This is a genomic window from Bifidobacterium sp. ESL0775 (assembly GCF_029395475.1).
GTDB lineage: Bacteria > Actinomycetota > Actinomycetes > Actinomycetales > Bifidobacteriaceae > Bifidobacterium.
Genome location: NZ_CP113917.1, coordinates 634014 through 645724, shown reverse-complemented (window position 1 = coordinate 645724; position 11711 = coordinate 634014). Strand labels below are relative to the sequence as shown.

General features: G+C 58.2%; 10 protein-coding genes. 3 read left to right on the top strand and 7 right to left on the bottom strand.

All coding sequences use genetic code 11. The features are described 5' to 3' along the window. Nucleotides 1–87: 87 nt before the first annotated feature. From OZX73_RS02165 to OZX73_RS02145, 5 genes are all read right to left on the bottom strand, one after another. The gene (locus OZX73_RS02165) at nt 88–1164 is read right to left on the bottom strand and encodes a LacI family DNA-binding transcriptional regulator (protein ID WP_277150223.1); all 1077 of its coding nucleotides are present in this window, start codon (nt 1162–1164) and stop codon (nt 88–90) included. A gap of 35 nt (nt 1165–1199) precedes the next feature. Then, nucleotides 1200–3452 (bottom strand): beta-galactosidase, encoded by a 2253-nt coding sequence (locus OZX73_RS02160; RefSeq protein ID WP_277150220.1) that lies wholly within the window; start codon nt 3450–3452, stop codon nt 1200–1202. A 46-nt stretch (nt 3453–3498) separates the two neighbouring features. Further along, nucleotides 3499–4524 (bottom strand): ABC transporter permease subunit, encoded by a 1026-nt coding sequence (locus OZX73_RS02155; protein ID WP_277150218.1) that lies wholly within the window; start codon nt 4522–4524, stop codon nt 3499–3501. Then, nucleotides 4521–5453 carry a sugar ABC transporter permease gene (locus OZX73_RS02150; protein ID WP_277150886.1) on the bottom strand — a complete coding sequence of 311 codons (933 nt, stop codon included), beginning with the start codon at nt 5451–5453 and terminating at the stop codon, nt 4521–4523. Before OZX73_RS02150 ends, OZX73_RS02155 begins: the two co-directional genes overlap by 4 nt. 133 nt (nt 5454–5586) lie before the next feature. Next, the gene (locus OZX73_RS02145) at nt 5587–6930 is read right to left on the bottom strand and encodes a sugar ABC transporter substrate-binding protein (RefSeq protein ID WP_277150216.1); all 1344 of its coding nucleotides are present in this window, start codon (nt 6928–6930) and stop codon (nt 5587–5589) included. A gap of 404 nt (nt 6931–7334) precedes the next feature. Here OZX73_RS02145 and OZX73_RS02140 point away from each other — a divergent pair, with 404 nt between their 5' ends. From OZX73_RS02140 to OZX73_RS02130, 3 genes are all read left to right on the top strand, one after another. Beyond that, nucleotides 7335–7550 carry a hypothetical protein gene (locus OZX73_RS02140; protein WP_277150214.1) on the top strand — a complete coding sequence of 72 codons (216 nt, stop codon included), beginning with the start codon at nt 7335–7337 and terminating at the stop codon, nt 7548–7550. Further along, on the top strand, nt 7547–7969 hold the full coding sequence (locus OZX73_RS02135; RefSeq protein WP_277150211.1) for a hypothetical protein: 423 nt from the start codon (nt 7547–7549) through the stop codon (nt 7967–7969). The genes OZX73_RS02140 and OZX73_RS02135 overlap by 4 nt, the downstream gene beginning before the upstream one ends. A gap of 260 nt (nt 7970–8229) precedes the next feature. Further along, nucleotides 8230–9219, top strand: a complete 990-nt coding sequence (locus OZX73_RS02130) for a helix-turn-helix transcriptional regulator (RefSeq protein ID WP_277150209.1) — start codon at nt 8230–8232, stop codon at nt 9217–9219. A 54-nt stretch (nt 9220–9273) separates the two neighbouring features. Here OZX73_RS02130 and OZX73_RS02125 read toward each other — a convergent pair whose 3' ends face one another. Then, nucleotides 9274–10035, bottom strand: a complete 762-nt coding sequence (locus OZX73_RS02125; RefSeq protein ID WP_277150207.1) for a peptide deformylase — start codon at nt 10033–10035, stop codon at nt 9274–9276. Then, nucleotides 10035–11423, bottom strand: coding sequence for a phosphoglucosamine mutase (glmM, locus tag OZX73_RS02120; RefSeq protein ID WP_277150205.1), 1389 nt, complete (start codon nt 11421–11423; stop codon nt 10035–10037). The genes OZX73_RS02125 and glmM overlap by 1 nt, the downstream gene beginning before the upstream one ends. Nucleotides 11424–11711: the final 288 nt, after the last annotated feature.

The window sequence follows — 11711 nt, the reverse complement described above, 5'->3', positions numbered from 1 at the left end:
ACAAAAGCATTATAATCATGGGTTTTCGGCGCGCCGGAATCGCCGATGCTTAGTCATCTGGCATGAATTGGACCGGTTATCGCTTGGTTATTTTCTGGTTGTCGACCGGACGATGATCCTTGATTCAGCCGTGAGCAGTTCCGGGGCCTTGATGGTGCCGTGGATACGGCCGATGATGCGCTCGACGGCGGTGGGCGCCGTCCAATCCAGACGCGAGTCCATCGTGGTCAGCGGGGTCTGCAGATAGGCGGATTCCTCGCTGTTGTCGAAACCGATGACCTGGACGTCTTCAGGAACCCTGATGCCGTTGGTCAAAAGCACGGAGATCGCCCCGAGGGCCAATTGGTCGTTCAACGCCAGCAGGCCATCAAATGGCTTGCCGGTATCGATCAGCGCCTGCGTGGCACGGGCGCCAGCACCGATGGTCCAGTCCTTGGGGGTGACCCCGATCAATTCCGGGTCGAGGTTGCAATCACGCCGACGGCATTCCTCGACGAAGCCTCGCAGGCGCAGCTCGGCGTTGCCTTCTTTGGCGCTGGCCAACCGCTTTTCGTCGAATGGCTCGCGGGCGCCCACCACCGCCAAATGAGAGCTGCCTTTGGAAATAAGGTAACCGGTCGCTTTCGCCGCCGCCCCCACATCGTCTGGGGTCACATGGTCGGCCTTGCCCCACGTCGTGCGCGAGCCGACGACGACCAGAGGGAAATCAACATCGAAGTCCTCGGCCGAGATGTCCTCCAGCTCGCTCATCGAAAGGATGATGCCGTCAGAGACGGTGGGATTGAACGAACGCAGCATGTCTCGCGCGCCTTTCGCCGAGCCTTCCGCATACGTGGTGACATAAACGGAATACCTGCGTTTGCGCGCCTCGTCGATCACTCGGTTCGCCAGTTCCGCAAGGTATGGCGGGGTGAGCGTCGGCACCGCGAGGGTGATGAACCCGGTCTGCCCACGATTGAGGTTGCGGGCCGCCACGTTGACCTGATAGCCCAGCTCGGCGATGACCTTCTTGACCTTCTCGCGTGTGGTGTCCGTCATGCGACCGGTGCCGTTGATGACGTTCGAAGCCGTTTTGAGCGAAACCCCGGCAGCATCGGCCACACTGCGCAGCGTGATATGCCGATGCTCCTCATGCATACCGTGATGCGTCGCGTCATGCGTCATTGCCGGCCTCCTTTAACCTTCATATGAATCTATCATCAACCCAGCCGATGTGTGACCAATATCCCATTTTTATCGAGAACACAGGAGGCACCGAAAGTCCGCTTTCCCGCGTCCCCATTATTGTCAAAGATTTCAATACTCCCGCCGTCGGCGAAGCTGGTTGTGTCGTCCCGTCCATGCATCACACGTCCCCGATAAAGAAGGACAACATCCCCATCGACACGAGGGATTCTGGCCTGCTGCCGACCGCGCGTCATATAGAAATCGAAAATCCCCGACTCACCACGACGCCGGACGTGGACCAGACCGGCTGCGCCTTGCGCGCTTGCACCGTTATCTTGATTGTCATACATATCCGAAGAAGCCCCAGGCTCCCATTGATCGCGATACCGCCGCAACAGCGCCGCGATGCTTTCGCCATCGAGATCACAACCCAGATAGAACGCCTTACCTTCACCGTATGCATTACAAGTGAACGCGGGGGCGCCATCAAGCTCCCACTCCTTGGCCTCGTCGCCCGCATAGGTCTGGAGCACTTCCACGGTTTCATCCCGGGAGCCGATGACGGTTTGCCACAGCTTGGAGACGGCCCCGTTGGAAAGCCGCACCTCATCCGGCTCGCCGTCGATGGGCCCAAGGATGTTGAATTCCTCACCCGTGACGCCCAACACCTCGCGCAACACGCCACCTCCCGCTCCCGGATAACCACCAAGACCGACATGGAAACGCTCGTCCACGAGCCCGGTCGCGTAATCGACGATGATGGTGCCACCGCCTGCCACAAATCGCTTGATTCGTTGCGTCTGTCGATCGGAAAGCGCCAGCACGCCGGGAAGCACGATGACACGGTATCCGCTCCAATCAGCGCGCAACGGCACGACATCCGCGCGACGCCCGATATCAAGGAACGCGCTGTACCAGTCACCAACAGCGCCCCAATGGTCCAGTTTCGAGGTCGGCAACGTCCTGCATTTCGTGGCCCATTCCGATTCGGCGTCGAAGAGGATGGCGACATCGCGATCCTCCAACTCGCTGCCTTGCACACCGGCGCTCGACAACACTTCAAGCGCCTTGCCAAGTTCGCAGACCTCGCTGAACACCTTGGTACGCTCTCCGGCGTGGGGGACCATCGCGGAGTGGAAAGCCTCTGAGCCGGCAGCCGATTGACGCCATTGGAAGAAGTTGATGGCGTCAGCGCCCATGGCCACATGCGCCAAAGCGTCGCGGACCAGCTCACCGCCACGTTTGCGGGCGTTGACCGGTTTCCATTGCACGGCCGAGGTCGAATGTTCCATCAAATACCATGGCAAGCGCTGCGACAAGGAATCAAGCAGGGCGTCGGCACACAGCAGATCGTCCAAATGACGCTCTCCGGCCGTGAAGTACTGGTCGTTGGAGACGAAATCGACCTCGTCGCTCCAATCGGCATAGTCAAGGACGCATTGGTCGGCGGCCACCATGAAATTCGTCGTCAGCGGCTTGTCGGGGCAAATCGCCTCGATGGCGTCGCGTTCGGCGATGTAGAAATCCTTCAGGGCGTCCGAGCCGAACCGTTCGAAATCCAGCTGGACACTGGGATTGATCATCGCGTCGTCGCCCGGATGCATCGGCAATGCGATCTCATCGAACGAGTAAACCTGCTGCGACCAAAACGCGGTGCCCCAGGCCTCGTTGACGGCCTCGATGGTGCCATAACGCCTCTTGCACCAGCGACGGAACGCACGAAGCGAATCCTCGGAATAATCATGGCGGTTGTTCCAGCCGTATTCGTTGCCGACATGCCATGAGACGACGTATGGGTTGTCCTTATACCGCTCGGCCAGCTTGCGGCACAACGCCAGCGCGTACTCGCGGAAGACCGGACTGGAAGGGCTCCACGATTGCCGCGAACCAGGGCGCACCACCGTTCCATCGGATTCAACGGGAAGCACCTCGGGATGCTGTTCATATAGCCACATCGGTGCCGTGGCCGTGGCCGATCCGAGGTCCACCGCGATGCCGGCCTTGCCAAGCTTGCCGATGATCCTGTCAAGCCAATCGAAATCCCATGTCTGCGGCCCAGGCTGGAGCCGGCCCCAGCTGAACACGCCGAGGGCCACCACGTTGACCTTGGCCTGTTTCATCAGGCGTATGTCATCGTCCCAGACGTCCTCGGGCCATTGGTCGGGGTTGTAATCACCCCCATAGGCGATGCCGCGCCCGTCAGGCGTCAGCAACCGGGGCCAGCGGAACGGACGGCGCGGACCGAGGCCGTCGCGGCCTAGTGTTGGCGTTTGGGACACAGACATGGGTTTATTCCTTTTGGTTATGCAACGAGTGGATGGACGCGCGCGGCTATTCTTTGACGGCGCCGGCGGCGAGGCCGGACTGCCAGTACTTCTGCAGAAGCAGGAACGCAATCACCAACGGGACGATGGTGACCAGGGAGCCCGTGATGACGAGGTTCTGGATGGCCTGCCCGCCGGCCGTCGAGGCCTGGTCCTTCCACTGGTTCAGGCCAATGGTCAGCGGGTACCAATCCGCGTCCTTCAACATGATCAACGGCAGGAAGTAGTTGTTCCAAGTCGCCACAATCGTGAACAGCGCGGTCGTGACAATGCCCGGGGCCAGAAGCGGCAGGGCGATGGTGAAGAAGGTGCGGAACTCGCCCGCCCCGTCCACGCGCGCCGCCTCGATCAGCTCAGTGGGCACCGCCTGCTCCGAGAATATCCACATCAAATACAGGCCGAACGGCGAAATCAGGCTGGGCAGGATCATCGCCCAGGGCGTGTTGGTCAGGCCCAGCTTGGCGAAGAGCAGGAACTGCGGGACGGCCAAGGCGATGCCAGGCACCGAAATCGCGCCGATGATGACCGCGAAGACGGCCTTGCGGCCCGGGAAGCGGAACTTGGCCAGCGCGTAGCCGCCCATGATCGCCAGCAAGGTCGCCCCGCCAGCCCCGACGACCACATAGAAAATCGTGTTCAGCAGCCAGCGGCCGAAGATGCCGTCCTGGTAGGTGAACACAGTGACGATGTTGTCCCACAGGGCGAAGGTGTGGCCGAAGCCCAGGCCGAACGTCGAGGTGAAGTCCGACTGCGTCTTGGTGGCGTTGATCAGCAGGTAAACGAACGGGAAGAGGCAGTAGATTGCGAAAATACCGACGATGAATGTCAACGCCCAGCTACGACGTGGGTTGTCCGGGTTGCTGAACCCGTTGCGCGCGCTGCGTTTGCGCTCCGCGGCCTCGTCCTTCGACACCTGGCGTTGACGCGCCCTCTCGGCTTTCTGCGCGGCGCGTTCCTGCGCCTTCAGCTCGGAGGCGGACATACGCTTCAGGCCCGCTGTGGCCTCGGCCGGCATGGTGGTGGCATCACTCATTTCATCTGCTCCTTCATGCTGTTCAATTGCACCGCGTAGGCGATTACCATGGTGATCACGGCCATCACGATCGCCAGCGCCGCGGCGTAGTTGCTCTGCCCGCCGGTGAAGCTCAGGTTATACGCGTACATGTTCGGAGTGTAATACGTCGTGATCGCGTTGCCCGGAACCATGTTCTGCATGATCGAAGGCTCATTGAACAGCTGGAAGCTCCCGATGATGCTGAAGATCACCGTGATCGCCAGCGAACCCTTGAGCTCCGGCATCTTAATCTTGCGCACGATCTGCCATTCGCTCGCCCCGTCAATCGAAGCCGCCTCGTACAGCGAATGCGGGATCGTGGACAGGGAGGAATAGAAGATCAGCATGTTGTAGCCCGTGAACTCCCAAGTGTTGATGTTGCCGATCGCCGCCAAAAGGACGCTCGGCTGTAAGACATCCAGATGTGTGCCCAGCCAACCGTTCAGCGAGCCGACGAGGCCGTATTTCGCGCCGTACATGAACCCCCACACCAGTGTGGAGACCACGGCTGGCACCGCGTAAGGCAGGAAGGTCGAGATGCGGAAGAACTTCGTGCCATGCAGTTTCATCGAATCCAAAGCCAACGCCAGAAGCGCGGCCAGGGACAGCATGATCGGCACCTGGACGATGGTAAAGAGCGTCACGCGCCACACCGAACTCCAAAACTGGCCGTCGTGGAAGAGACGCACATAATTCTCAAATCCTACGAACACGGTGCCGCCGATCATCCTCGACTGGAAGAACGACAGATACACCGCGTAGAGCACCGGGACCACGAACACGAACAGAAACACCAGAACGAACGGCCACAAGAACTTCCAACCACGCCAGTCCACACGATGCCTGTTCACCTGCACCGTGGACCCTCTGGAAGCCGAGGCCGCCGAGGATGCGGCAACGTCGCCCAGGCCAGCGTCGGCGGAGACTCCCCCAGCGCCATCCTTAGCTATTTTCGTTGACAAAATACACTCCTTTGTAATAGCGGAGAAGAACGGGCCACGCCACGATCTCCTCCGCTCATTTCGTTATGCGCTATACGCGTCACTTGAGGGTTACGGTGTAACCTTCCTGCTTGCCGTGGTCGGCGAGCTTCTGCGCGTAGTTCTGCATGGCCTTCTCCAGGGTGATCTCCTTGGTGTAGGCCTTGGAGATCTCGTCGCCGTAAGCGGTCTGGGCGAACGGGTTGTAAGGCAGATACTGGAACTTCTCGACCGGACGCTGCGCGCCTTCGGCCAGGATCTTGTTGACGTTCTGGCCGCCGAAGTAGTCGTTGACCTTCTTGTTGGCCGCGCTGGACGGATCAGTGAAGGTGCTGGAGTTGAGGATCTTCTTCAGGCTACTGAAGGTGCCGGTGTCGGCCATCTGCTGGGCGCCTGCATCGTGGGTCATGTACTTAACGAACTTGTAGGCCGCGGCCTGCGACTTGCCGGCCTTGGGTACGGCGAGCGCGGAACCGCCATCTTCAGCGGATACCTGCTTGCCGGCCTCCCACTGCGGAAGCGAGCCGACGCGCCAGTTGCCCTTCTGGTCGGGGGCACCGCTGATGAGGTTAACCGGCATCCAAGCGCCGATGGTCAGCGAGGCGAGGGTGCCGTCGTTCAACTCGCGGTTCCATTCGTCCGACCAGTTCGCGGTCTTAGTATCGATCAGATCCTCGTCGATCAGCTTCTGACGGAAGTCGATGTACTTCTTCATGCCCTCGTCTTTGGTCATGTCGATGGTGATCTTCTCACCGTCAACCTTCCAAGGCTTGGCGCCGGCCTGCCAGGCCTGCGCGGTGAAGGGCTGGTAATCACCTGAGCTGCCCGAGCTGTTGGTGATGTAGGATCCGGCGGCTTTGATCTTCTTGGCGGCCTCATAGTAATCGTCCCAGGTCTTGATCGACTCGCCGTCGACGCCGGCCTTGTCGAAGACGGCCTTGTTATAGAAGAACATCTCCGGGCCCGCGTCAATCGGCAGCGCGTAGGGCTTGGAATTGTATTGCAGCTTGTTCCAAGGGCCAGCGGTGAAGTCGTTGGCCAGCTTGCTCGCGCCGAACTGGCTCAGATCGGCGAGGTCACCGGTGACCGCGAACTGCGTGACCGTCGGGTCCTCGAGCATCACCACGTCCGGGATGCCCTTCTTCGCCGCGACCGCGTTGGTCAGCGCGGTGGAGGTCTTTTCTGCGGTGCCCGTGTTGTTGAACTTCACGGTCACGCCCGGGTTGGCTTTCTCGAAGTTGGCGATGATCTTCTTCATGGAATTGCCGGTGTCCCAGCCCCAGAAGACCAAATCAGCCTTGGAATCCGAGCCAGCGCCGCCCGAATTTCCCGAACCACAACCTGCCAGACCAATCATCGTCGCCGCAGCGGCTAGGACCGCGACGACTCTTTTTGCGTTACCCATTTTTGGCTCCTTTACCATTCTCATCACATACGTCAGCTCTCTTGAGCGTCTATCCGGAGAATGACCCGAATCGGGCTTTTCTTCTTTGGATACTCAATTGCTTGGTACAACTGTGTATCATGTACAATTCTCATGATACACAGTTGTATCGGCTTGTCAAATTAAAACGCCGCAATATTCATCATTCTGTCGGTTTGTCATACCAAATCATCCACCCGGCTTTGCACAGCAAACGCGACACGCCCGAAATGTGGATAAGTGCCAGCGTTCGACCACAGTGGTCGTTTTTAACACGGCAAACGACTCCGATTCCCTAAGCTACGAAGAACAGGCATCGGCTACGGCACGGCAGCACTTTTATCTAGTGTGGGATTGTGCTTTTCGTCTAGATTGGGGTTTAGTATATGGTTCAAAGAAAGCAGCTTATCAAGCAAATACGAGAGACCGCGAAAGCTCAAGGGGTGAAACTCTATCATCGCCGTCAAGGAGGAAACCACGAAATCTATTATCTGAATAACCGGATGATTCCCATTCCAAGACATAAGGAAATAGCAAAACGCCAAGCAGAGGTGATTATGAAAGAAGTCATATCAGCCTTAGAACAGGAGAATTCGCAATGAGACCAAAGAAACTTAAAAAAGGCTACGACGCTTACGGCAATAAAACAGTTCACCAAGCAAGCTACTCCGTCACAGTCGAGCCGGATGAGAAATACTGGATACTCACCATTCCGGGAGTCGGGGTGACTCAGGCACGAACCCTCAGTGAAGTGGACACCATGGCGCGGGACCTCATCGAGATCATGACCGGGGACCGGGATTTCGCCATCAAGCAGGAGATGAGGTTCCCCGAAGAGGTCGAGGCGCACCTCGAGGCCATGAAGCGTTACCGCGAGCAATCCCGGCAAGCCAATGCACTGGCCGCTAGGGAATCACGGAAAGCAGCCAAAGGTCTGCGAAAGGTCGGCCTTACGCTGCGCCAGATCGGCCAAGCCCTCGGCATTTCCTACCAGCGCGCGGGGCAACTGGTCAACGGCTGAAAACTCGCCCGGCACGGTGAGCCAACCAGCAACGGAAGACTGCGCCAAAGCAACCGACGAACGGCGAAAACTTGCCAACCCCAACCATATCTGCAGGCGGCAAAAGCGGTATCCGAAGCAACCAGCGTATGCATAAAATCTTGACTTGCACATTATCGTCAAAAGTCAAGCCGAAAAGCCCAAATCCCAAGAAAATCAAGAAACCTTGAACTTTGCCGAAATAATTAGAGTTTTCACAATGTATTATATAAAATTGAATCATGAGAGAGAAAATATCATCGCAACGACGCGAACTACATATTGTCCTGATTGATGACGACCCATGTGCCCTGCGATATGAGAAGATCATCCTGAGCCGTCTGCAAAACCGCAACGGATGCCATGTCAAGGTATGGGGCACCATCAAACTTGAGGACGGCATCCAAAAATCCCTATACGATTTTCATCCCGCTGACGTCGTCATCATCGACATGTCATTGAAAGAGCGGAGCAAACGCAATATCTTCCACGAAATCAAAGAAGTCCGTTCCGACATCATCATTATCGGCATCACCTCGCACATCGAGAAATACCTGCATCCTGTAAAACTGCCTTCGCAGGTACGCTGCATCCTCAATAAAGCCAAACTGAACCAAGAGCTTCCGCGCATCATTGATGCCATTTACCAAGAAAAGACACCCCGACACCGCTCGTCCTTGGAAAAAGAAGACAACGAGCCGCCACTCGTTTGTTGCGATGCGGAAATCTGCCAGCGCTTGTCATGTGCAAGCATCAAAACATGCCGTCTATACGCCATCAAACGCCATAAGAATTCGGATCTGACTGCGGAAACCGAAATATCAAACGCCATGAAAGACCTGACCAGAAATGCGAAACTTCGGCGTAACCGGTCTTCGACACCTCTTCAAAAGAGATCGCAACGAAGCGATATCTTTTTACGAACCGCAAATCAGAGGAAACGAACACACAATCTTTCGGCCTGCAAACCAGAAAGCCATGATCTCGCGGAGACGCTCAAAGACATGAACGCGCATGATCAGCCAACATTGCCGAGCGTGCCCCTTACTCCGACCGAGCTGAAAATCGTCAGGCTCAGCGTTGTCGGTCTGAAGCCATGTGAGGTCGCCAAACGTCTTGGAATCTCGGTCGGCACGGTGTATTCCCATCGGAGCCACATCATGTCCAAATACCAGGCAAAAAATTGGGTGGACGCACTGCTCATTTGCCAGCAGAAAAACGGGACGGGTTGAACGAAGAGCCGTAGCCAATCTGGTTGTCGGCGGACAATGGGCAATCAACAACGCTCAGGCGAGCTTGAAGCCCAATTCACGCGCGGCGACGGTGGGAACCGGGTCCTCGCACCAATAGTCCTCGAGATTCTCATCGGTGGCCAGAGAGCGGATCTCGGCTTGGTCAATGTAGACCTCGCCGCTCAGGTGGTCCGTCTCGTGCTGGAAAATGCGGGCGGGCCAACCATGCAGATGCTCCTCATGCTTGTTGCCGTCCTCGTCCTGCCAGCGGGCGGTGATGTCGAGCCAACGGCGACGAACGGCCTGGTAACCAGAAAAACTCAAGCAGCCTTCGTAGAAGCTGCGCTGTTCGGTGCCGATCGGCTCATAGGTCGGGTTGATGATCGCGCGGAACGGGAATTCGGCGATTTCGCGGGGGTCGTTCGTGTCATCGATCACGTCCCCATCTTCGGAATCGGCTTGCGAATCCGAGGAATCATCACTGTCTTTGCGCCCCACACTGCCATTGGGATTGTCGGTGATTCCCCTGCCGCCGGGGCGGACGTGATCCTCGACCACGGCGATGCGCAATCCCAAGCCAATCTGCGGCGCGGCGACGCCTACGCCAGGCGCTTCGAGCATGGTGACACGCATGGCCTCGATGAGTTTGGCAAGCGTTTTCTTGCTGAGTTGGCCGTTGTATTCCGCGGCGTTCTGCCGTAAAACAGGCTCCCCCATCTGCACGATGGGCAGAATCTTGTCTTTGCCGACCGATTTGATCAGCTGCTCGACGGCGTGGTTGAGTTCGGTGTCGACTTTGCTATTGTGTGAGAACATCAGATCGCGAGCTCCTCGGCCACCACGGCGGCCAGGCGCTGGCAGACCTCGTCGGCCTGCTGCTGGGTTTCCGCCTCGACCATCACGCGGACCAACGGCTCGGTCCCGCTGGGGCGAAGCAGCACGCGACCGGTGCTGCCGAGCAGCTTCTCCTCACGCGTTACCGCATCCTGCACCTTGGCATTGGTGGGCGCGGCCTTCTTATCGACTTTGGGAACGTTGATGAGCTGCTGCGGCAACTGCGGGAAGTCCGCGGCAAGCTCTTTGAGCGACTTACCAGACTTGACGACCTCATTACACAGCGTCAGCGCGGTCAGTGTGCCGTCGCCGGTGGTGGCGAACTCGCGGTTGATGACGTGGCCGGACTGCTCGCCGCCGATGGAGTAATCGCCCTTGAGCATTTCCTCAAGGACGTAACGGTCTCCGACGTTGGTCTGCACCGTCGAAATGCCCATATCCTTCAAAGCCAGCTTGAGGCCGAGATTGCTCATCACGGTGACCACCAGCGTATCGTGGTTGAGCTTGCCCTCGCGCTTCTTGGCACGCGCGAGGATGCCCATCTCCTGATCGCCGTTGACCATGTTGCCGTCCTCGTCCACGGCGAGGCAACGGTCGGCGTCACCATCGAAGGCCACGCCCATCGCGGCACCGGAGGCCTTGACCATGGCCTGCAGCTGCTCGGGGTGTGTGGAACCGGCCTTCTTGTTGATGTTGTAGCCGTCCGGCGAGGCGTTGATGACCAATACCTCTGCACCGGCGCGACGCAACGCTTCCGGCGCGACCACCGAAGTGGCGCCATTGGCGCAATCGGCTACGATCTTCAGGCCCTTGAGCGGCTTGGGCTGGGTCTTGTCGGGCGCAATCGGCGCTATGGCCGAAACCAGATGGTCGATGTACATGTTGGTGGCGGTGCTGATGTCGTGGCTCACACGGCCAACGCCGGCACCGGTCGGACGGTCCCAATCCTTGCCAAGCACCGCCTCGATCTCGTCTTCCTTCTTATCCGGCAGCTTGAAGCCGCCGCGGGCGAAGAACTTGATGCCGTTGTCGGGCATCGGGTTGTGTGAGGCGGAAATGACCGCGCCCATTTCGACATTCAGCTCGCTGGTCAGGTAAGCCACGCCGGGGGTCGGGATGATGCCCGCGTCAATGACGTCGAATCCGCCCGCGCTCATGCCCGCCGCGAGCGCCGAAGCCAGGAAATCACCGGAAACACGGGTATCGCGGCCAATCAGCGCACGACGACGCCCCTCACGATGCTCCTCTTCGGTTCCCGAGGAATCACCAAGCACACGCACCGCCGCGTCGCCCAGATCAAGCGCCAACCTTGCGGTCAAATCCCTGTTCGCCAGTCCACGAACGCCATCGGTTCCAAACATATTAGGCATGCTGATATATCCTCCGTTTGCACGAATGTTACTGTGTTCAATCTTACCTAACCGACTTCACCACATGCCAGAGCACGCCAACACTGCCCGATTTCGTCGCATTTGGGAGCCATTGTTCCATTGTTTGTTCTGGCACATCTGAACTTTGCGTAACCGAGCCGGCCGATGGCATTGCCAGCTTTAGCCGATTCCCAAGGCGGGCTCCAATGATTTCAATGGCGTTGCCTTTGCAACCTTATACAAATATTAGAGGCAGGAAGCTGTCGATACTGTCCCTAACAGCAATGA